This window comes from Nonomuraea sp. NPDC050643 (assembly GCF_040654715.1).
Lineage (GTDB): Bacteria > Actinomycetota > Actinomycetes > Streptosporangiales > Streptosporangiaceae > Nonomuraea.
In genome coordinates this window covers 97580-118334 of sequence record NZ_JBFAIM010000016.1, presented here as the reverse complement: position 1 = coordinate 118334, position 20755 = coordinate 97580, and the positions used below count along the sequence as shown (strand labels likewise).

Genomic DNA, 20755 nt, shown 5'->3' with positions numbered 1-20755 from the left:
ACATGATCGAGACCGTCACCGCGCACTCCGACGGCGCGGTCTCCCTGCGGTGGGAAGCCGAGGACGACGAGGAACGCCGCTGGCTGGGTCACATCCCGCGCCTGCTCGTCCGGCGGGAGGACCCCCACACGCTCGACTTCGACCTGCGGAAAGCGCACAAGCGGCTCCTGGCCGGCGAGGACCTCCCGACGGACGAGACGCGCAGGCTCTTGGAGCGCGCCTTGAACTTCCTGCTGGCCCAGCCATGAACGCCAGCCGATCTACGTTTACGGCGCGCACCTGATGGGGTCGCGTCCCGAGGGATGACCGATGGATGACAGCGCTTTCGATGCCGAGATGCGGACCGCCCAGCAACTGTCCGTCCTGTCCGTCACGTATCCGGGGTGGGATATCGGGATCGCCCACGATGAGTCCGGCCTGCTGTGGTGGGCCACCTTGCGGCGGCCGGTCACTGAGCGGATGCGCGCGTCAGGGGTGGCGGAATGGGTTCGGCAGCCTGACGCGATCGCGCTCGCGGCGACACTGGCGTGGCAGACGTCCCTCGTGCACAACGCCAGGGCGTCTGAGTTCTGGGTGCCTCGATAGCTCCTGGCCCCGCCTGCGCTATCAGGCGGGGCCAGGGCGGAATCCGGCAGCCCGCACCCCGTGGCGGCCGGCTGCGGTCCCGCTCGTCTGGAGGCGGACGGGCGGGACCACATACCAGTACAGAGTCCGACGATCGGAGGTTGTTGAGGTGGACGCAGGTGCCACATCCGAACAAGACCTGGCCAGGTTGCGCCGCATGTGTCTTCTCTACCTGCTGGGCGTGATCAGCGCGGCGGCCGTCGTGGCATGGAGGCGCCCGTGGATTGCAGCCCTGGTGGGCGAATGGCCGTCGTGGCTCATCGTCGCCCTGGCCGCCGTGTCCGCTGTCATGTCCTTCGCGCATATGAGGCGATTCGGAGACCTGCACCCGACCGCGGTGCCGACCCTGGTGATGTGCAGCATGGTCATGGCCGTCGCCGTCGCGGTCGCCTGACCACGACCGCAGAGACGCCCCCGACCCTAATGGGCGGGGGCGTCCGCATGTCCCACTCGGCTATCGCGTGGTGGAGAATCCCGCAGTCTCCGGGTCGGTCGTCGTGCCGGCCACGATGGAGGCCAGCAGGCTCGCCACGGCCGCCATGGCCGCGACCGAGCCGATGCCGCTCCAGGCGACATCGAGGATGCCGACCTGGTCGGCGCCGAGCATGCCGAGCGCGGAGGCCGCGGCGGCGCGGATCATTCGCTCTGCCGCGTCGCCCCAGAAAGCGCCGGTCAGAAGCCTTCGGTTTCCCATGATGATCTCCCTCGTTGGAGGTCGGATTTTTGGACCTGCCGGGCGGTATGCCCGGTCAGGCGGAGTCAGGGACGTCGAGGCGGACCGTGATGCCCTCGATCGCCGTCTCGATCCGCCCCACCAGGGCATCCACGTCGATCTCCTGGTCGCGCTGGGCGAGCGCGGCCACCAGCTCCCGGATGGTGGCGCCCTGCGCCTCGACGGCCGCCAGGATCTGGCGCAGCTTCACCCCGTGGTCGACCAGCACGCTGGCCGGCTTCCACTTGCCGTTCGTGGCGCTGCCGTACGGGACCGGCATGCGGTCCTGCTCCCATGCGGCCCGGTAGATCTCGTCTGCGGGCATGTCGTCCTCCTCGTTCGGTGCTTTGCTGAAGGTGCCGTCCTTGATCAGCCCGTAGAGCCGGCCTCCCGGGCACGTCGTAGAGATGAAGTCGCGGTGACCCTTCACCCCGCCGCCGACGCCCTTCGACATGAGGTAGGCGCGCAGCTCGCGCACCGCCTCGATCTGGACGTCGGTCGGCAGCTCGGCCGGCCCAGACATGAGCGTCACCGAGTACCAGGTCGTGTTGCCGCCGGGCTGCGCGGCCTGCTCCCGCCCCAAGCCGCGGCCCTCCAGGACCTCGCCGTGAGGGCAGCAGGCGTAGCTGTAGCCGATGTCCCGCCACTTGCGGTCAGGGCTGGTCATATGGAAGGTGCGGGTGCGGCGCCAGTAGGCCAGGCATGCGGCGTGCGGCTTGCCGGCGAGCCCCTGATTGGAGCCGTCGTAGTGGATCACGATCCCCTTCGTGGGATGCGCCGACGCCGCGGCGGTCGGACCCCACCCGATCTCGTCCCTGGTCGTGATGTTCATGGGGCGTCCTCCTCACTGCCGATGACGGGCACCAGGCCCGCGCCCCTGACTTGCCGGGTGAGGGCGATCACCTGGCGTTGAAGCGCGGCCATCTGGGTCCGTAGCTCCTTGATCTGCGACGCCTGGCGGTCCAAGGCATCGTCATAGGTCTCCCGGGCGCGCTTGAACGCGTCGGCTTCGATCTGCCGCATGGCCACGCTCTCGGTCGACCGCGCGCCGCGGCTGGCCGTACGGGCGGTGATGATGGCGGCCGCGATGCTGGCCACCGATCCGATGACGGCCACCAAGACCGCGGTCGTATCCATCACGCCCCCCGATCTGGGCGAGCGGGCTCACCCCACCCGGCGATCACCTGAATGAAGGCGCCGAACCCGCCCCAGACCACTGCGGTGACGAACCCTCGGTCGATCACGCCGAACGCCCACCCGGCGAGGTGGATCACCGACCAGCCCGCGCACAACGCCGAGGCAGCCCCGAACGCCACCAGATCCCGCGCGGCGCAGACATGGGCAGCACACAGCAGGCCCACGGCGGCCCACGGGATCGCCCAGGCGGCCAGGGGCATCAGTCTGGCCAGGACGGCGGCCGAGCTGCCCGGCGTGACCTCGGGCGGCGCCCAGGCCATCACCGAGGCGTAGGCGAGATCCACGAGCGCGAAGAACGCCAACGAGGCGCCGCGCCGGCCGATGCGCGCCCGGATGCGCCGGCCGAGGGGATCGCGGTCTCGCTCGTGGGCGCTGGTCATGGCAGTGGGATGACGATGAGGTCGCGGGCGGCGATGTCGGAGGTGTCGGGGTCGGTGCCCGGCGTGGCCAGGTGCATCGTGCGGATGTAGTAGATCTGGCCCGGCGTCAGGTTCTCGATGAGAGAGACCCTGCAGCCGTATTGGAAGGCCGTGTTGTTGCTGAGAGACAGGTAGCCGCGCAGGGTAACGCTGGGAGCGAGGACTTCGGCCCCGTCGGCGTTGTCACGGAACAGCTGCGGCGACAGGAAGATCCTGTCCAAGGAAGCACCGTTGTCTCTGAAACCGCCGCCGATCGTCAACCTGATCTTGCCGGAGGGTGGGGCGACGAAGTAGACACCGATCTCCGGGGTCCCGGTGGCGTAGCTGGTGTTGGCGATCTCCGTAAGGATCGTGTCGTCGTGGAAAAAGGCCGTGGGCGCGAGGGTGCGCGTCAAGTCGCCTGCTTGGATCGTCATGGCAGCGGCACCACCGTGATGTCGCGCGCCGCGATGTCCTGCGTGCTCGATCCGGCGTCGCCGGTCTGCACGGCGTACTTGACGACCGCGTAGTAGGGCTGGCCCGGTGTGAGCCCTTCGAGCACGCTCTCGCGCGACCCGTAATGGAAGGCCCCGGCCGCGATGTCGCTGCCGAAGCCCCGGTTGGTGACGCTCGGGGAGAGCACCAGCGCGCCGGAGGAGTTGGTCAGCCGCACCTCCGGCGACAGGAAGACGCGGTCGCCGCCCGCGCCGTTGCCGAGCCCGCCGCCGACGACGATCAGCACACGGCCGCTCGTGGGCGCGATGAAGGTGAAGCTGACCTCGGGTGTGCCGGTGATGTAGCCGCTATTGCTGGGGTTGTTGATCTGCGTCGTGTCCTGCGCCCACGCCGCGGGCGGATAGTCGAGCGCGCGCACTGGCCGGCCCGCGAACGACGAGCCGAGCGGTGTGGGGATGACGGTGATCTCCCGGACCGCGATGTCAGCCGTTGAGCCGCCGGACACCTTGTGCATCGTCCGCGCGAAGTAGGTGGTGCCCGGGGTCAGCCCCGTGAGCAGGGTCGTCCTGCTGCGGTGCACGTTGGCGGACGACTCGCCAGGCAGACCCACACCCCGGCTGGTCACGTCGGCCGCCAGCACCACCGCGCCGGCCACGGTGCCGACGCGCACCTCAGGGGCGAGGTGGATGCGGTTGGTGCCGCCGTTATCGGCTCCTGCGACGCCCACGCTGAGCAGTACGGCGCCGCTGGTGGGCGCGGTGAAGGTGACGGACACAGTGGGCGTGCCCGCGATGAACGACGTCGAGCTGATGTCGGTGTTGGCCGTGGTGTCGGACGCCCAGGCCGATGCCGGACGGTCCGCTGCCGCGATGGGCGCACCGACCAGGATGTTCGGCATGAGACTAGACCTCGGTCAGCGTCTTTGAGGCGCTTCCCATCAGGCGGATGGCACCGAGAGTGAGGCCCGCTCCTTCCAGGGCGTCCACGATCTGGCCCATGATGGTGGCGTAGCCGGCCTCTGACCATCCCTCGCCTGCGTTCTGGATATCAACGTCGAGGGTCATGCTCCCGTTGCTGATCGTGAACTGGCCGATCTGGTCGTGGTACTCCGGCGTGTTGGGTGTCCAAACGTAGGCCATGGTTGCTGCCTTCCTTCCTATAGGGCGTAGATGGCGGGGACGAACATGCGGACCTCCACGCCAGAGGCGTGCGACTTGACGACGCCGTTGACGCTGCGGGTCACGGTGAGGGTTTGCACGGTGCCGGTCGCCGAGCCGACGGCGGTCACGGTCATCCGCTCGCCGCCGACGAGGATGTCGAACCCGGATGCGGCCGTCGACCAGAGCGGGCCCACGGGCGTGGTGACATCGACCCCGGTCTCCGTCGTATCGAGCGGCTCGTTGGTGGTGGTTCCGTACGACTCGTACCGGCCCTGCACGTCGTAGATGGCCACCTCGTACGGGCTGGCCGGCGAGCAGTTCAGGTCGATGGAGTGCTCGAAATTGCCGAGCTCCTCGCTGTAGCCCTGCACCAGTTGCGCGATCGTCTCCGGCGGCATCTGGGCTGGAGGGTTCGCAACGGTGACCCGGTCGCCCACCTCCAGCAGCAGCGCCGCGTCCGTCAAATCGGCGTCGCCAGCGAAGCTCTCATGGGCGAGGTTGAGCGCGAGCTGCGGATAACGCGCCTCATCGACGGTGCCCAAATGCAGCCGCCATCCGGCCTGCTCGAACAGGTCGAGGTCGTACTCCACCGCCACGGCGACCTCTTGCGGGTACCGCCCCACCCCGGCCGGCGGCGGCAGCACGGACAAGGCGCCGGTCTCCTGCACCGCCCGCGCGCTGGAGCCGCCCTCCCTCGTGGCGGTGATGTCGTTGACGATTGCCTGATCGTCATCCACCGGTGCGAGAGCCTGCGCTAGCTCATGCTGCTCGTAGTCGAGGCCGAGCCGCGCCGTCTGGTTGTAGAGGCTCTCGCGGGTGCGATACCCGAGGCCGAGCACGTCGCGCGGCTCGAACAACATCCCGCCGTCGGTGTCGGCTGCCGCCCGCAACAGCGCGATCAGCGTGGCCGGCTGCTGAACGCCCAGCCTCGCAGTGGCGTCCAAGTCGCCGATCCCGCGGAACGCGAGCCCCGCCTCTGCGCAGAGCCGTTCGATGCGGCGACCCGCTACTTCGCCCTTCCATCCCTCCAACTGCGCCCCGAGGTCGAACAGGGAGGTGATCACGTTCTGCACGGACAGGTGCCCGATGGCGACCGCCGTCAGGCCGCCCGCCGGCGATACCACCATCGCGCCCACCCGGCCGACGGTGTTGGAGGCGAGCGTGCCGGGTACCTGATCGCCGGTCGTCGCGCCCGGCTCCAGCACGAGCAGGTTGTAGTCGATGTCGGCGCCGTCCTGCACCATCTCGATGCCGATCATCAGCTGCTTGCCGTTGAGTCCGCCGAAATTCACGTCGCCGGTGTCGAACAGGGTGGTGCCGCTGGCGTCCGCGCCGCGCAGCCCGAGCGTCCCGTTGGAGCCCGTCCCGTAATGCACTTCCCATCTGCGCACCGAGCCGGTCGTGTACACGGTGAGCAGCGCCTGGTCGTTCTCGGCGCCGGCGTCGGGGATGGCGACGATGAACCGGACCTGCGTGCTGCCGCTGTCCGTGTAGGCGGGGGCTGAGCCGCGCAGCTCGGCACCGGCCAGGACGGGGATGGGGTTCGAGGCGACGAACCCGTCGTAGGACGCGAGCTCCGGGCTGCCGATGATGGCGAGCGGCTCGTGGTCAAGGGCCGGGGCGAGCGACGTGGCGCCCTGCTGGTCTTCCATCGGCCAGTAGGCGACCAGCCCTGCGGTGTCGTAGATGCGGCCGCGGTAGAGGGCGGAGCCGAGGACCGTGTCGTCTCGCCCGATCCGGCGCAGGACGCCGGAGGCCACGATCGGGACGTGCGCGTCCTCGCCGGTGATGTCCCAGCGGGGCGGCCACGAGCTGACCTCGCCGTGGAAGCGGTAGCGGCGGTTGCTGATGAACGCTCCGCCCGCGATGGTCCAGGTGTTCGGCGAGCTGGCGGTGTCCGCGAACGACGTGTCGCCGGGGTCCTGGATACGCAGGTCAGGGTTCGCGACCACCGTCCCGCCGATCCCGCTGCGCAGCTCGAACGCGTGCAGGCGGCCCGCCGTGGCAGCGTCTGCGTAGACGGCGATGTCGCCCACCTCGATGCCGGCCGTCGAGTCGAACACTGACGTGGTTCCTGCCGTGACGACGGGGTCGCCGAGCTGCTCCCACGCGCCGTCGATCGTGTCGGCCCGGTAGAAGGTCACGGTGTGGCCCGATGAGCCGTTGTTGACGTTCAAGGTCGCGCGCAGGGCCTGCCGGCCAGACGCGGGGAACGGCACGTCCACGGTGGTCCAAGACGACAGGGTGGTGGCGCTGCCGGTCGGCGACCATTCCAGGACGAGCACGTCGGCGTTGATGTACAGCGCCCACGAGCGTTGGTTGCCGGTGGCCACCCACTTCGCGGCCAGGTCGGAGCCGGCGTGCCAGTCGTCGAGCGTGCAGTCGATGCGTACGTCGAGGTCGCCGGTGATGCCCAGCGCGGCGGCGTCGGGGCAGGTCATCTTGTCGCCGGCGGTGCCGGGCAGCGCCAGATAGGTGGGGCCGCGTTCGACGGCCACCCTGATCGGCGTGTTCCTGCCGAGCGTCCCGTAGTACTGGCCGAGGGGGTTGCGCGGGCTGTAGTCGCCGGACTGGTTGTTGAGGGTGAGGGTGCAGGTGGATTCGCCCACCTGGCCGGCCTCGTCCGCACGGCCCCGCTCGATGTTGATCATGTCGCGGCGGTAGACGTGGCTCGGGACATCCACCCAGGAGCCGCCCAGCCAGAGTTCGACGGCGAGGGGGAGCACGTCTTCGGGGAACGCCATGTCATCCTCTCCCGAACGCTGTTTGGACGCTGCCGCCGCCCTTGACGCGGACGAACCTGCGGATCCATGCGGCCATGAACCGGTCGAACTCCGACTGGCCGCCCCGCACTTCAAGCACGACGGTCAACGTTCCGCTCCCGCCGCCGGCCGCCAGCGCCGCGGCGGTCTGGTTGGCGGATGTGACCTGACTGCCGAAGGGCAGCCTCACGAGCTCCGGGCCGCGCTCGCCCACGAGCGTCATGCCGCCGGCCACGCCGCCCGACGCCTTGCCCGACAGGGCGGTCTTCACCGCCGTGGTGGTGAGCCCGTACCGGTCCGCCAACGCGGACGCCTTGCTCTTGGACAGGCCCATGGAGCGGGCCATCTTGATGAACTCGGCGCGCTGCTCGCGCATCTTGGCGATGACGGTGGTGGAGGAGCGGCCCTGCTCGCGCATCGCGACCACCACCTCCTGCGCCGCCTCCGCCAAGGCCAGCAGCGCGCCGCGGTTCTCCCGCCCCGCTGAGGTGCTGATGTTGAGCGTCTTCTTGTTGTCCTTGAGGCTCTTCTTCGCGGAGTCCCACGCGGCCTCGTAGGAGCTGAGGGCACGCTCCTGGCCGAAGATGCTGGACGTCAGTTTGTCGAGCGCCTCACGGAACGACAGGACCTCGCGGAGCGAGTCGCCGAGCCCTCCCAGCGCTGAGCCGCCCTGCTGGCCGGCCGACCGGAACGCCATGCTGATCGACCCGAACCCGGACTGCTGCATCGCCCGCGTCTGGCCGGCGCCGGTAATGCTGGACCCGACCGGGAGCCGCACCAGTTCGGGCCCCTGCTCGCCCACCATGGCCAGCGATGAGCCACTGCCGGACACGCCGCCCTGCGCGAACCTGCGGATGCCGCCCAGTCCGCCGATGACACCGCCGTGGGCGTGGCCCGGCGCCAGGACGGTGCCGACGCCGATGCCGCTGCGCCGGTAGATGGTGTCGACGAACACCGTCCTGTTTTGGAGGCTGGCCAGCGCTGCTCTGGCCTGGGCCACCTTCGCCTGTAGGTCGGAAATCTCCGCGCGGATCTTCGCCCGCTCGGGACGGGTCAGCTTCGGGTCCTTCAGCTTCGCCTTCGCCGTCGCGATCTTTCCTTCAAGGTCGGAGATCTCGCCCTCAAGGCGCACCTGCTCGGGGAAGGATTCGACGTCGGAGCGGAGCGCGCCGAGCTCGCCGCGGGTGACGGCCAGCGATGCGGCCATCGCCGCGGCGCTCTCCTGCCATGGGCCTGGGATCTTGGCGATGGCCTCCATGACGCCCTGCATGATGCCGAGCAGGCCGTCCATCAGCCCCATGACGAACACCAGGGAGCCGCGGAAGGCGGCGGCCATGTCGCCTACCAGGTTGATCACGAAGGGGATGGACATGAGCAGGCCGAGGAAGAGGCTGGAGATCAGGTCGCGGTTTTCGGAGACGATCCCGGCTAGCTCGATGATCGATTCGGCCATGCTCTCGAATAGGCCGGGCAGGCTGGGGCCGAGCGTGTCGAGCAGTTCGCCGAAGGAGGCCATGACAGGGGCGACTGCGGGTTTGAGCTGCAGAAACGCGTCACCTAGATCTTTTATGAAGCGCTTCAGCGGACCCTTGGCGATCTTGAATCCTTGCGCCAAAACCGGCTCGAACTCGCGGCCCACCCGGCGCAACGTCGACTGGACGGCGTCCAGCACCGGCAGCAGCGGCTGAGCCGCCCGCCGGATCCCGCTGATGATGTCGCGGTTGAGATCACGCCAGCCGACCCGCAGCTTCTCCGCGCTCTTGTTGAAGCGGGCCGCCCGCTTCTGCTCAGCCTGCGACCACTCGTCGTCGATCTCCTCCACGTGCAGCAGCGCAGCCGCGCCCAGGCCGACCAGCCCCGCGCCGAACCCGGCGACGATGCCGCCGGACAGGATCGCGCCCAGCGTCATGCCGCCACCGGCCAGGCCCGCCGCGAGCGCGGCGACGACGACCGTGCCGACCACCGGCGTGCTCAGCACGCCCTTGAGCGCGGCCAGCATGCCGCCGCCGATCCCGCCCGCGATCTTCCGGCCGATGCTCTTGCCGTCCTCCGCCTGGAACAGGTTGCGCAGCTTGGCCCGGGCGTCCGCCTTGATCTTGTCGAACGAGGCGGTGGCCGACTCCTGCGCAGCCCGGAAGCCTCTCGAGATGCGGTTGGTTTCGCCGTGCACGTCGGCGATGGCGTCGTGCAGGCCGAACCGGAGAGCGTCACGGATGTGGGACAGGGCGGAGGTCGACCGCTTCGACGTCTCCTCATATTTCTTGGCGAGCCCGTCGGCGTCCTTCTTGGCGTCCTGCACGGCGGGTTTCGCCTTGTTGCGGCCAGTGATGACGATCTCGACCTCGTTGGCCATGCCCTACACCCCCTCTCCCTGATCGGCCGGCCCGGCAAGCGCTTCGAGCTTGAGCAGCCTGATGAGCTCGGCGTCCTCTTTCATGAGCTGGCTGGGCAGGCACCCGAAGCGGGTGCACTGCGCGAGGATCCAGCGGGCTTCGGTCAGCTCGTCGGGCTCGGTGACAATGTCTCCATCGGCAGTGACGCCTCCAGGGACGGCGCGCCAGAGGGCGACGGACTGTCCAAAGGGGGCGACACTCCAACGATGTTCTGGCCATACGCCGTGATGATCTCGATGGCGAGCTGGAGGTCTGTATCCAGGAAGGTGTCCGGCGTGCACGGGATCGCCTCGCCCGTGTCGTCGTCTTCCAAGTTCCAGGAGACGAGCTCCCGGCCGAACTTGAGGAACAGGTTCTGCATCTGGTCGACCTCCTCCTTCGAGTAGGAGGCGAGGTCGGCTTCGAGCAGGGGGGCGAGGGCGAGGAACTTGCGCACGGAGATGCGCTTGGCGCGGACCTCGAATCCGGCGAGTTCGGTGTCGTCCGCCCAGGTGAGCTTGACAGTGGTCTTCCGCTTGTAGCCCATGCCAGCCGCCTTTCAGGCCCAGGTGGGGACGGTGCCGTCGGCGAGGACGCCGGGCGCCTGGAACGTCAGTGATCCATCGGCTGCTCGGGTGAGGGCGTAGTCGGTGTAGAGCAGTTCGCCGGCGAGCGTCTGCCCGGAGTGGGTGAGCGTGGTCGTCCGAGCCACCGACGTGGACGGGACGGTCTTGAGGGCGTCGTGGCTCATGTTGCTGGCGTCGTTGAAGACGCCGTTCAACGTGACGCTCATGTCTGCGAGCAGCAGCAGCCGCTCCATCGCGCTCTTGTCGACGCCCGTCACGTCCTGGACCGCCCTGGGCGTCGCCATCTCGAAGTTGGTGATGTCGTTCTTGATGGCTCGCGGGGTGCCGCTGCTGTCATCCACGCTCAGCGTCGCCCACCCGAGGCCGCTCTCCTTGGCCATGGCTTATCCCCTCTCGATCTGCCGCGCGAGGCGGTCCTGATGGCCGGCGAAGTCCTCCACCCAGTCATCGCCGCGGCGATGCTTGAACGGCGCGACCCGGGTGGGGTTGCCTCGCCAGTCGCCACCGCGCACGAAGTAGAACGGCTCCCGTTCGAGCGGCTGCTGATGCTGCTGGAAGCACCGCTGACCCGGCTCGAACGTGAACGCGGTCAGCCCTTCCGCAGTGCGCTCCTCGACGAAGCGGCGGCCGGCCAGGCGGCGGATGTAGTGCGCCTGCCGCTGACCAAGCTCGACGGTCTCGTCCACCAGGGTCCGCCAGCCGCGCTCGTGCGCCCCGCAGGCGACCTCTTCGCAGGTGGCGGCCCGGAAGTGCGTCGCCAACGGTTGCACGATCTGGTACGTCTTGTACGCCTGCGCAGGCATGGCCGGCATGATCCTGTTGACGCGCCTCATCGGACGCCCCCTCTCGGTAGCTCGGGATCGCGCGGGCGAGGCTTGCCCGGGGCGGGCGGCCCGAAGCGGATAGGTTCCCTCGCCGCTCTGCCGGGGCGGGGGAGCGGTTGCGACGCCTGCTCCAGGCGCAGGAAGCCCGGTCGGGTGTCGGCGACGATGAGGCCCTTGAGCCCGGCCACGCAGGCGGCCCCGGCCTCGTTCCACGCTTCGACGGGGATGGCGAGCAGATGCTCGTCGTCACCTTCGACGGTGTAGAGGGCGACGGTGCCGGTCGTGCACGCGGTGAAGGCCATGTCAGAACACCACCGACGTGTCGTTGCGGACGACCATGACCACGAAGGACAGCGAGGAGAACCCGCCGCTCGTGGTGGTGACCACCCGCAGATATCGCTCTACGGTCTGGCCCCGGGCGGTTTCGATCCGCTGGCTGGTCGGCCCGGCGGTGACCTGGGTGAAGCCTCCGCCGGTGACGTCCGCCCATGCGTCGGCGCCGCCGTCGTCGGACGACTGCTGAAGTTTGATCGTTGCGTCGGTGCCGGTGAACGCGGTCACATGCAGGTACGCCTGCAGCCCAAACGTGGTAGAGCCGACCCCGAAGTCGACGCTCGCACCGTTGGCGGCCCCCGTGTCGGTCCGGACGCCCGCGGTGAGCTGCTGCCCCCACTCCAGCCCGTAGCCGTTGGCCAGGGCCTGCACGGAGATGGTGAGGCTTCCGTCCGCGCCCCTGCTGGGGTCGTAGTTGATCTGCTTGCCGACCATGGACGCGGCCGGCGAGCCGAGCGTGGCGCCGCGGCCGTACGTGAGCACCTGATCGGTGGTGGGCAGGAGGGACAGCCGGGCGTGGGCGCGGTCGGTGGCCACGTTCCAGAACGCCGAGTACTCCAGCGATCCATCGCGGGCTAGGCCGATCCGTTCCATCGCCGCCTTGTCGATGCCGGTGACGTCCTGGGTGCCGGCCAGGCCGCCGCCGATCCGGCCCAGCGAGCCGATGTCGCCGCTCAGGTCGTAGCCGGCGACGTAGAGCCGGTCGCCGAGCCCTGATTGCTTAGCCATCGCTGGACGCCTCCTTGCCCTCGACGGGGACGAGCGGGCCGTTGGCGACGATGTTGTGGCGGTGGGTAGCCAGGTGCTTCACGTCGGCCCTGGGATTCCGGCGCAGCTTCTCGTACGCCTGCGTGGCCGCCCGCATCCACTCGGGCGGGACGTCGGTCACGTAGCCGTTGGGGACCATCACGCCGTTCCGGGAGGCGGTCACCGTCGGCGCGTGGCACTCCGCCGCGGACAGGCTGCGATGCCAGCGGACGACCGTGCCGTCCATGATGGTCGCCGTCACCGTGACGACCGGCTCGTCCTCGCTGCTCATGGCACCTGCTCCCATACGTCGTTGATCAGGACGGGAAGGGTGATGTCGTAGACGCGGTGCACGTGGCCGTCCTGTTGGAGGTAGCCCGCCCGCGCGCTGAGCGCCGTCCCGGCCTGCCCGAGCAGGTCCACGTTCCGCACGTTGCCGCCGAGCTCGAAATCGCCGCTGTACGCGTTCATGAGGGCGTCCACGGCGGCCATCATGTGCGGGTCGATCATGTCGCGTGGCTGCGTGTCGGCGCTGCCGCGCACGCGGACCTTCCACACCACCTGGGCGCTCGTCATGGCGAGACCTGACCCGGCCGGGACGGGCGTAATCGACGCCGCCCACACCTCCGCGTGCAGGCCGTGGCCCGGCGCGTTCACCGACTCGTGCGCGTTGACGGTCTCGAACACGCCGAGCGCCTGGGCGTGGGAGACGATGGCGTCGAGGATGGCAGCGGCGTCGAGGCTCATCGGAGCCTCCCCAGGTTGCGGCGGACCGCCGCCTGGGCGAGAGGCCCGGCCTTGCGCTTCAGCGCCTGCGTCACCCGCCGGAACGTGAAGTAGCCCTCGAACCGGGTGACCGGCGCGTTCCGGGAGCCGGTGCCCTCCAGCCAGTGCCCGTAGATGACCCGGTTGTCGTACAGCACCCGCGCGAACGCGCCGACCGGCCGGTTGCGGATCTGCGACTCGTAGAAGCCGGTCGGGTGCTTCAGCACGCGGTGCAGGGTGAACCCGATGTCCTTGTAGCCCTGCTCGGCCACCTGATCGACGGCGTCCTGCGTGAAGTCGTCGAGGATGCCGGGCGCACGCCCGTCGATGACGGGGCCCTTCATCTTGATCGTCGCGTGCACTTCGAGCACGTCACACCCCCCTGATCCGGGCCTTGCGCCCGCAGGCGGCGTACGCGGTCGCCCACAGCGCGTCCAGCCCGGCGCCGATCTTCTGCGTGCGCGGCCTGCCCGAGGTGGTGTCCGACCGCTCCCCGGACGCCAGGCTGGCCCGCGCGTAACCGGACTGCTCGCCGAGCACCTGGGCGAGGGCGAGGCCGACGCACAGCGCGACGACGGGGCCGGGCGGCACGTGACGGGCGATCGGCGCGGCGGTGAGGTGCGTGGCCGCGGTGGTGCCGAGCGCGCCCCGCTCGACGGTGAGGGTGCGCGGCGCGTAGATGTCGGCGCCGGCGGTGTGGGCGGCCAACACCGACCCGTCCCACGCTCGCTTGACCGTGAGGTTGTTGCCCGCGATGTCCACCACGAGCATTCGCTCGCTGTCGATGAGGATGACTTCGTCCACAGCGAATGCACTGCCTGTGGATACCGCGACCGTGACGCCTGCGGCGGAGGCCGCGAGGTTGCCGCCCAGGTTCTGGCCGGTGTCGAGCATCGTTCGGCCGGTGACGATCATCCGCTCCGAGTCGACGCGCAGGATGTCGCCCACCCCGACTGCCGCAGCGTCGGTCACGTCGACCGCGGTCTCGGAGGCGTCGAGCGCCTCCGCGAGTGCGCCGGCTGGGGCCTCGTCCAGACGGCAGCCGGCGTAGGGGCCGGTGATGCTGATGGCCTGCTGGTGCGTGTCACCGGACGCGAACGCGGCCGAGCTGCTGAGGTCGATCTCGATCCGGTTGTACGGCGGACCGTCGGTCGGGTACAGGAGGTAGTCGCCGGGTGCGATTGTCACGCCGCCGGCCACGAGCGTCGTCACGGAGACGAGTTCGTTGGCGTCCAACCACAGCCGCCAGGACCTGGCACGCTGGGCGTTGGGCCAGTCCCACGTCAGGGTGCGCACCTCGGGGTAGAAGCGGCGGTGCAGGGCACCCTCGATCAGGCGGGACGCCGACTCGATGGCCCGGTCTATCTGGCCGTTCGACCTGGCGGTCTCCTTGCTGTCGAGCGCGGCCTTGACGGTCTCCCTCGTCGTGTACCAGATGCCCACTGGCCTCCACCTCCCCTCGCGTCTCTCTGCGACTCCACGGCTGCTGTGGTGCTCCCCGGGCGCCCGTCGTGGTCAGGCGCCCGGGGAGGTTCTAGTCCGGGTCCGGCTCGTAGAGCCGCTGCTGGCAGGCGATCGTGGCGTTGGCCTCGTACATCACGTGCCGGACCGCGCGCAGCGTCACGGTCTTGTCCGGGCACTCCGGCAGCAGGTCGGACAGGAAGCCGGCCAGCTCGCGGCAGGCCGCGCGCACCATCTCGTGCGCGTTCGCGATCGCTTGGTCGGACGGCGGGTGGTAGCAGAACCACTCGTCGAGCTGGTCGTCGGTGACGAACTTAGGCATCGGCGTCAGCCTCGCCAGACCCAGCCGTCGAACGGGCAGTGGAGTTCCCCGTCTGGGCCCGCTTCGAGCGGCTCGCCGTCGTTCGGGCAGGCTTCGGGGGGACGGGCTCGCTCGTCTCGGGCGAGGTCGGCTGCTTCTCGGGCGATGTCTCGGAGCTGCTCCCAGGAGATGACTCCTCGCCTCCCTCAAGCTCGTCGAGGTCGGGCCATCCGTCGGTGTCGGTGCTATCGGACCAGGCGCCGCCGACGATCTGAGCGCCCGCGATGCTCGGCCCGCCGTGTCGGGTGATCTTCGGCATGACGCCGTCCTCCTCGTAGTCCGTCGACCGGCAATGGGGGCATGCCGGCAGGCCCACCGCGTAAGCGGTGGTGCACGCCGGGCATCGCCACAACGCCATGGCTACGCCGCCGCTACCGACGCGCCGCCGTCCAGCGGGATGTAGGTGAGCTCCCACTTCACGCTGCCGGTGTTGGAGGCGGCGCAGTCGAGCAGGATGCTGCCGGGCTTGAGGACCAGCGGCTGCGCCAGCACCTTGTTGCTGGGCAGGAAGTTCAGCGCGTCCTGCATCGCGGTGCCCGGCGTCCCGGTGATCGAATACATCGCGCCGACCGCATCGCCGGTGATGTCGAGCACCGCACACAGGTCCTGCGTCGCCCCCGCGTCGACCGGGTCGAAGGTGAGCTTGGTGTTGTCGGCCTGCGTCTGGATGACCGTGGTGACCTCACCGACGATGCCGGTGATCAGCACCTTGCCGCCGGTAATGGTGAACAGTGCGCCGGCCGCGGTCTGTGGGAGCGCGGCCGTTGCCCGGGTGACGCGGACACCGCGCAGCAGCGCGCGAAGCTGGTCGCCCTGGATGTGAGTGGACATTCAGGATCCTCCTCAGACCACGTTGCGCGGCAGGTTGGCGGGCTTACGCTGCTGCGTCAGGTCGTGGACGATCGCGATGAGAATGCCGCCGTCGACGGTCACCTCGACGCAGTTGAAGCCGTCGGACAGCTGCTCGGCGTTGACCGTGAAGCACATCGCGTCGTTGGTGGTGTCGCCGCCCAGGGCGAGCGTGTCGTCCTGCTCGGCCATCGCCGTCCAGGTGCCGCCGACGCCGGGCGCCTTGTGGGGGTAGACGTCGCAGTCGAGCGCCTGCTCCGAGGCTCCGTCGATCGATTCCTTGATGGTCGCGATGGTCGTGCCGTCGTCCTCGAACGTAACGAAGCTGATCGCGGTCGCGTTGGTGAGCGGGATGTGCACCCCGGACGCTGCCGGGATGACGTTGTAGACCCTTCCGAGTCCTCGCATGTGCCCTCCTGGAGGGGGTTGATTGCCTCTGCGGATATGGCCCCGGCCAGGGCGTTACTGCTGGCCGGGGTTGGCGGATCAGGCCCGGTTCGCGATCTTCACGAACGGGGACAGAGTGTTGGAGCCGCTCTTCGGGGTGATCGCTGACTTGATCCACGGCGTGCCGTCCACGCGCTCGATTACGCGCATCGCGGTCTTGTCGTTGCCGAACTTGAAGTGCGCCGACGTCTCCGACTGCATCGTCTGGCGGTCACCGATCAGGTAGTAGCCGAAGTCGACCAGGTTGATGTCGCCCGCGTCGCCGACGGTCGGCACCTTCTCGGTGAAGATGACCGGCCGGCCGAGGATCCGCATCGGCGGCGCGGCCTCGCCACCGCCGTCGCCGATCCACACCGCCGAGCCGCCGGTACCGACCGACAGGGCCATGGTGGCGAGTTCAGGGAAGGTGTCGTTGTTCGCCACCCACACCGCTCGGCTCATGGAGCTTGGCAGCATGCGGGAGTACGCCTTGACCAGGTTCTCCCACACGATCGTGTCGGCGTTCTGGCCCGCCTCCTTGGCCACGCTGACGGCGGCCGGGGCGTTGAGATAGCCCAGCGGCTGGCCGACACCGTTGCCGCTGGTAAAGGCGACGTCCTCGAACCAGGCGAGCGCCTCGGGGTAGGACTCGTCCATGAACTGGATCAGGCTGATGATGCTGTCTTGGAACAGCTCGTTCGGGATCTCGCTGTAGAGCGTGAGCTTCTTGGCGACGAGCTCGATCCGGCCGAACGTCGGCGAGCTGTCGGTGAGCGTCCCCGACTCCTCAGTCCAATAGCCGACGATGCCGCCATAGACGGAGGTCGCGTTGCTGGTGGAGTCGATCGTCGGATACGGGACGGTCAGCGACTCCATCGGCACGACACGCGCACGCGAGCGGACGACGGCGAACTCCAGCGCCACCCGCAGCAGTTCCGCCCGCAGATGCTCGGGGATCAGGAACCCGCCATCAGATGGCACCGAGGAGCCGAAGCTGTTCTGGATGCGGCTGATCATGTCCTGCGCGGTCATTGCCGCCGCGCCCTTCGCCCCGTCCCAGGTGGCGGTGAGGTAGTGCCCCCAGTCGGAGAACTCCTTGTCCAGCCTCGCGCCCGGTGCCTTCGCGTTGTAATGCTTCGTCCGCGCTACCGGGCGGGCGTCAGGCGCGAGGTTGAGACGGTTGATGCCCTCGATCTGGTCACCGCGCAGCGCTTCGGCGAACGCCCGCTGAGTCTCGGTGCGCACCTGCTGGGCGATGGACTCGTCCCGGACGTGCTGGTCTTTGGCGTAAGCCTCGATGAACGCCCCCAGAGTCGCGGTGTCCGCGAGCACGGGCTTGAGACGGCCGGGGTCGCCCAGCATCTCGGCGAGCTCATCAGCGTTCTTGGGGACGGGGATGTCCTTCGGCAGGACGGGTGTGGTCACAGCAGTGCCTCCCTCAGGCGGTCCCACACGTCCTCCGTGGACGGGGGCGTGGTCAGGTGCGCGACGGCTGACGCCCACGCGTCAGGCTGCGGCTCTTCGGGAGCGGGCTCGACGGCCGGCTCGGGGGTGGGTGGTGCAGGCGCCGGCTCGTGCTCCGCGGGGGGATGCGGCTGGCTCTGGGCCGGCGCCTGGTCTGTTGACCCCTCGGATCGGTCTGTTGACCCCTCGGATCGGTCTGTTGACCCCTCAGAGGGGATGCGGGCGGCGAGCCGCCACCGGTCCTCGCCCGGCATGGCGTACGGGAACAGAGCGGCCACGGCCCGCGCCGCGGCCTGGCCGCCGTCGGTCGGCTCATCTGGTTCGGAGGGCAGTGGCACCAGCTCGTCCGCGAGGCCAGTGGCGACGGCCTCTTCGGCCGTGTACCAGGTGCCGAACCCGCCGTCGACGAGCATCCGCTCGCGCCACTCCTCGACCTCGCCTCCGGCCCGGCCGGCGTAGATGCTCGCGATCGTGCTGGAGATCATGTCGAGCAGGGCGGCCATGGCCTTCATGTCGGCGGCGTTGCCCCGGCATCCCCCGCTGGCGTCGTGGATCATCATCTGCGAGGCGCGGTTCATGCGGATCGTGTCGCCCGCCATCGCGATGAACGAGGCTGCGCTGGCGGCGAGGCCGTCCACGGTGACGGTCACCTGGTCGGGGTAGTCGGCGATCAGGTTGTAGATCGCCACCCCGTCGAAGACGTCGCCTCCGGGGCTGTTGATGCGCACGTGAAGCGGCCCGCTCACGGTGGAGAGGGCGGCGGCCACGTCGACCGCCCAGATGCCCCAGAACCCGATCTCGTCGTAGAGCAGCAGCTCCGAGCCTTCGCCTTCGGCCAGCGCGGTCACCGCCAGCTCGGGGCGGACGTGCCCGGTCGGGAGCGGCTGGGAGTTGCGCACCGCCAGCAGATCGTGGACGCGGGCGAGGATGGCGCGGTCCGGCTTCAGCCTCATGATTCACTCCACCGGGGTTCCACGGTGCCGCGGCACCGGATCGTTCCAAGGCACGCGAAGTAGCCGCCGTGCGGGTAGGACTCGCGGGCGTCGCGCAAGGTGTCGAACCGTTCGCCGTTGACGTCCTTGCACTGCACGCACGCGTTGGCGTCGGTCTCCTCGACGGCTTCGTAGTAGGTGGCGCCCTTGCCCTCGGACTCGGCGAGCTCCAGGGTGGTGAACCGGCCGGCCGTCTCCGCCGACCAGATCGCGCCGCCCAGCTCGGTCCGCAGCGCCGCGTCGGAGAGGCTCTCCAGGTGTTCGCGCACCCGGCCGGACACCTGTTCGCCTGTCATGTCGGGCGCCCACAATCTGAGCGCGGCCCGGCCGGCGGCGACCGCGAGGGCGGCGGCGAGGAGTCCGGCGGTCACGGCGGCCGCCGCGGCGAGGGCAGCAGCCAGAGCTCCAGCGACGGGGACGGCCTCGATGGTGACGCCTTGCTCGGTGGCCGTTTCCACCATGCGCTGCCCGGCGGCCTCAGCCTGTGCGGCCATGGCCGTCTCCAGCAGCGCCGCAGCCACGCTGCTGGAGACGGTCAGGCTCATCAGGTCGGCCGCGGTGCCCTCGTCCACGATGCGCCGGATTTGCTCGAGCAACTCCTGCCGTTGGTCTTCGGTGACCTGCTCCCACTCGGCGAGGAGGTCGTCGAGGCGGTCCTGCCAGTCCTCGCGCGGCTCGGCGGCGGCCTGTATGCGGAGCCGGGCCAGCAGCGCGGCGGGGGACGGCTCGACCGGTGCGGCCGGGGTGGGCGCGGGCTGGGGGGCGGGCTCGCGCCAGACGAGCGTGTCGGGCAGTTCCAGCGCCTCGACCACGGATTCGCCGGTGAACCCAGCGGTGATGTAGGTGGCGGCGGCGGTCGCCTTGCTGGTGCGCTCGCGGTCTCGCGCTTCGGCGTCCTGCGGGACCGGGTCCTCGTAGTCGAACTCCAGGTCACGCGCGGTGTCGCCGAACATCGGCAGGAAGTCTGCGTTGAGCGCGCCCTTGAAGCGTTCCAGGCGGGGGATGGTGAGCTGCTCGGCGAACATCGCCTTGCTGGCTTCCGCGGTGGCCCGGTTGACGTCGGACACCTCGCCGAGCGCGAACGCCGGGATGCCGAACGCCTCACGGATCACGTCGCGGCTGACCTGGCGCATCTCGACGAACTGCATGTCGCGCTGCGTGAAGCGCCGGTCCTTCCACGTCAGGCCGCCTTCGAGGATGGCCACCCGGTGCGCGGCGGCCACGCCGCGGTGCTGCTCCTCCCACCGGTCGCGAAGGTCGTCGAACTCGGTGTCGCTCAAGTTCGTCGGGGCCTCGATGATGCCGCTGGGCAGCGCGCTGTTGACGAAGAAGTTGCGGTTCCACTCCGCGCTGTACTTGGTGGCGTCGAGCTCGGAGAGGATCGACTGCACCGGCCCCATCCCCCGGTACGGATCCACCGGGTTCGGCATCCGGAGTTGGATGACCTCGTCGAGGCGGAGCGGCACCTGCTCGCCGTCCGGGCTGACGTAGATGTAGCCGGCCAGGAACTCTGTCGGGTGCGGGACGGGGATCATCCGGTCGGGTCTGACGGGCCACAGCTCCAGCGGGATGCTGCGCATGGTCGGGTTGCGGGCCACCACCCACCAGCCCTCGCCGGTCAGGTCGACGTGCTGCTGCTCGGCCTCAACGAACTCCTGCCGCGTGTAGAAGTCGTTCGGCTTGTTCCAGATGTCGAGGGCGAGGTGCCGGGTGACCTCGGTTCGGTCCTCCTTGCGGCCGGACGCGGCCTTGCGCCACAGCTTCCAGTTGACCTGGCTGGTGGCGTTGCTCGTCCTGTGGACGATGGAGAAGAGGGTGCCGACGCTGCCCATGGCCTGCATCTGGGAGACGGCGTCGTTGCGTCCGCCGAAGGGGAGCGCATGCCGGATGCCCCTGCTCACGTATGGGACGGGCGTCTTGTTCTGGACCGCGCGGGCGAGGGCGCCGAGCGGGCTTCTCACCGGCGTTCACCGCCGGACAGCGACTCCAGGATGAGGATGCTGATGCCGCCGACGGCGAGGCCGGCCGCGAGGTGCAGGGTCCAGGCGGCGGCGGTGAGCATGCCGAACCCGGCGAGGGACAGCAGCAGCGTGCGCAGGGCGGGCCAGGCCGGGAGTCGGCGAGCCAGCCAGCGGGCGGCGCGGACGGTGTACGGGACGCGGGGCGCGCGAGGGGAGCGAGCGGCAGCTTGGCGTTCTGCGGTGAACGCGTCCATGAACGCTGTCATGGGCTGGACCGGTGTGTGCGCATCCCCATACGGTCAAC

General features: G+C 69.5%; 28 protein-coding genes. 3 read left to right on the top strand and 25 right to left on the bottom strand.

Annotated elements, in window-relative coordinates; all coding sequences use genetic code 11:
• Positions 1-2 precede the first annotated feature (2 nt).
• The 3 genes from AB0I15_RS22990 (at position 3) to AB0I15_RS22980 (ending at position 1018) form a co-directional block, all read left to right on the top strand.
• A complete protein-coding gene (locus tag AB0I15_RS22990; protein WP_358098842.1) occupies positions 3-248 on the top strand; it encodes a hypothetical protein in 246 nt (81 codons plus the stop codon).
• A 61-nt stretch (positions 249-309) separates the two neighbouring features.
• Positions 310-585 (top strand): hypothetical protein, encoded by a 276-nt coding sequence (locus tag AB0I15_RS22985; RefSeq protein ID WP_358098840.1) that lies wholly within the window; start codon positions 310-312, stop codon positions 583-585.
• A gap of 148 nt (positions 586-733) precedes the next feature.
• Positions 734-1018, top strand: a complete 285-nt coding sequence (locus tag AB0I15_RS22980) for a hypothetical protein (protein ID WP_358098837.1) — start codon at positions 734-736, stop codon at positions 1016-1018.
• A 60-nt stretch (positions 1019-1078) separates the two neighbouring features.
• On the opposite strand, the gene AB0I15_RS22975 is transcribed toward AB0I15_RS22980, so the two are convergent.
• From AB0I15_RS22975 to AB0I15_RS22855, 25 genes are all read right to left on the bottom strand, one after another.
• Positions 1079-1318: a holin gene (locus AB0I15_RS22975; protein ID WP_358098834.1), complete on the bottom strand. Its 240-nt coding sequence runs from the start codon at positions 1316-1318 to the stop codon at positions 1079-1081.
• A 55-nt stretch (positions 1319-1373) separates the two neighbouring features.
• A complete protein-coding gene (locus AB0I15_RS22970) occupies positions 1374-2168 on the bottom strand; it encodes a peptidoglycan recognition family protein (protein ID WP_358098831.1) in 795 nt (264 codons plus the stop codon).
• On the bottom strand, positions 2165-2473 hold the full coding sequence (locus tag AB0I15_RS22965) for a hypothetical protein (protein WP_358098828.1): 309 nt from the start codon (positions 2471-2473) through the stop codon (positions 2165-2167). The genes AB0I15_RS22970 and AB0I15_RS22965 overlap by 4 nt, the downstream gene beginning before the upstream one ends.
• The gene (locus AB0I15_RS22960) at positions 2473-2913 is read right to left on the bottom strand and encodes a hypothetical protein (RefSeq protein WP_358098825.1); all 441 of its coding nucleotides are present in this window, start codon (positions 2911-2913) and stop codon (positions 2473-2475) included. Before AB0I15_RS22960 ends, AB0I15_RS22965 begins: the two co-directional genes overlap by 1 nt.
• Positions 2910-3368 (bottom strand): hypothetical protein, encoded by a 459-nt coding sequence (locus AB0I15_RS22955; RefSeq protein WP_358098822.1) that lies wholly within the window; start codon positions 3366-3368, stop codon positions 2910-2912. The genes AB0I15_RS22960 and AB0I15_RS22955 overlap by 4 nt, the downstream gene beginning before the upstream one ends.
• The gene (locus tag AB0I15_RS22950) at positions 3365-4285 is read right to left on the bottom strand and encodes a hypothetical protein (RefSeq protein ID WP_358098820.1); all 921 of its coding nucleotides are present in this window, start codon (positions 4283-4285) and stop codon (positions 3365-3367) included. Before AB0I15_RS22950 ends, AB0I15_RS22955 begins: the two co-directional genes overlap by 4 nt.
• Positions 4286-4289: 4 nt before the next feature.
• The gene (locus tag AB0I15_RS22945; RefSeq protein ID WP_358098817.1) at positions 4290-4526 is read right to left on the bottom strand and encodes a hypothetical protein; all 237 of its coding nucleotides are present in this window, start codon (positions 4524-4526) and stop codon (positions 4290-4292) included.
• Positions 4527-4543: 17 nt separating this feature from the next.
• The gene (locus AB0I15_RS22940) at positions 4544-7291 is read right to left on the bottom strand and encodes a hypothetical protein (protein WP_358098814.1); all 2748 of its coding nucleotides are present in this window, start codon (positions 7289-7291) and stop codon (positions 4544-4546) included.
• Position 7292: 1 nt separating this feature from the next.
• Entirely contained in the window at positions 7293-9662 is a 2370-nt protein-coding gene (locus AB0I15_RS22935) for a hypothetical protein (RefSeq protein WP_358098811.1), read from the bottom strand.
• A 143-nt stretch (positions 9663-9805) separates the two neighbouring features.
• On the bottom strand, positions 9806-10228 hold the full coding sequence (locus tag AB0I15_RS22930; RefSeq protein ID WP_358098808.1) for a hypothetical protein: 423 nt from the start codon (positions 10226-10228) through the stop codon (positions 9806-9808).
• Positions 10229-10240: 12 nt separating this feature from the next.
• A complete protein-coding gene (locus tag AB0I15_RS22925) occupies positions 10241-10648 on the bottom strand; it encodes a hypothetical protein (protein ID WP_358098805.1) in 408 nt (135 codons plus the stop codon).
• A 3-nt stretch (positions 10649-10651) separates the two neighbouring features.
• Complete coding sequence (locus AB0I15_RS22920) at positions 10652-11101, bottom strand: hypothetical protein (protein ID WP_358098802.1); 450 nt, start codon at positions 11099-11101, stop codon at positions 10652-10654.
• Complete coding sequence (locus AB0I15_RS22915) at positions 11098-11394, bottom strand: hypothetical protein (protein ID WP_358098800.1); 297 nt, start codon at positions 11392-11394, stop codon at positions 11098-11100. The genes AB0I15_RS22920 and AB0I15_RS22915 overlap by 4 nt, the downstream gene beginning before the upstream one ends.
• Before the next feature lies 1 nt (position 11395).
• Entirely contained in the window at positions 11396-12154 is a 759-nt protein-coding gene (locus AB0I15_RS22910; RefSeq protein WP_358098797.1) for a hypothetical protein, read from the bottom strand.
• Positions 12147-12464: a hypothetical protein gene (locus AB0I15_RS22905; protein ID WP_358098795.1), complete on the bottom strand. Its 318-nt coding sequence runs from the start codon at positions 12462-12464 to the stop codon at positions 12147-12149. Before AB0I15_RS22905 ends, AB0I15_RS22910 begins: the two co-directional genes overlap by 8 nt.
• Positions 12461-12919: a hypothetical protein gene (locus tag AB0I15_RS22900; protein ID WP_358098792.1), complete on the bottom strand. Its 459-nt coding sequence runs from the start codon at positions 12917-12919 to the stop codon at positions 12461-12463. Before AB0I15_RS22900 ends, AB0I15_RS22905 begins: the two co-directional genes overlap by 4 nt.
• Positions 12916-13308: a hypothetical protein gene (locus tag AB0I15_RS22895; protein ID WP_358098789.1), complete on the bottom strand. Its 393-nt coding sequence runs from the start codon at positions 13306-13308 to the stop codon at positions 12916-12918. Before AB0I15_RS22895 ends, AB0I15_RS22900 begins: the two co-directional genes overlap by 4 nt.
• 1 nt (position 13309) lies before the next feature.
• The gene (locus tag AB0I15_RS22890; RefSeq protein ID WP_358098787.1) at positions 13310-14380 is read right to left on the bottom strand and encodes a hypothetical protein; all 1071 of its coding nucleotides are present in this window, start codon (positions 14378-14380) and stop codon (positions 13310-13312) included.
• A gap of 91 nt (positions 14381-14471) precedes the next feature.
• Positions 14472-14720 (bottom strand): hypothetical protein, encoded by a 249-nt coding sequence (locus AB0I15_RS22885; protein WP_358098784.1) that lies wholly within the window; start codon positions 14718-14720, stop codon positions 14472-14474.
• A 399-nt stretch (positions 14721-15119) separates the two neighbouring features.
• Entirely contained in the window at positions 15120-15590 is a 471-nt protein-coding gene (locus AB0I15_RS22880) for a hypothetical protein (protein ID WP_358098782.1), read from the bottom strand.
• Positions 15591-15602: 12 nt separating this feature from the next.
• Positions 15603-16016: a hypothetical protein gene (locus AB0I15_RS22875; RefSeq protein WP_358098779.1), complete on the bottom strand. Its 414-nt coding sequence runs from the start codon at positions 16014-16016 to the stop codon at positions 15603-15605.
• Positions 16017-16094: 78 nt separating this feature from the next.
• The gene (locus AB0I15_RS22870) at positions 16095-17459 is read right to left on the bottom strand and encodes a phage major capsid protein (protein ID WP_358098776.1); all 1365 of its coding nucleotides are present in this window, start codon (positions 17457-17459) and stop codon (positions 16095-16097) included.
• The gene (locus AB0I15_RS22865; protein ID WP_358098773.1) at positions 17456-18451 is read right to left on the bottom strand and encodes a head maturation protease, ClpP-related; all 996 of its coding nucleotides are present in this window, start codon (positions 18449-18451) and stop codon (positions 17456-17458) included. Before AB0I15_RS22865 ends, AB0I15_RS22870 begins: the two co-directional genes overlap by 4 nt.
• Positions 18448-20451: a phage portal protein gene (locus AB0I15_RS22860; protein ID WP_358098771.1), complete on the bottom strand. Its 2004-nt coding sequence runs from the start codon at positions 20449-20451 to the stop codon at positions 18448-18450. Before AB0I15_RS22860 ends, AB0I15_RS22865 begins: the two co-directional genes overlap by 4 nt.
• Positions 20448-20717, bottom strand: coding sequence for a hypothetical protein (locus tag AB0I15_RS22855; RefSeq protein ID WP_358098768.1), 270 nt, complete (start codon positions 20715-20717; stop codon positions 20448-20450). The genes AB0I15_RS22860 and AB0I15_RS22855 overlap by 4 nt, the downstream gene beginning before the upstream one ends.
• Between the last annotated feature and the right edge of the window lie 38 nt (positions 20718-20755).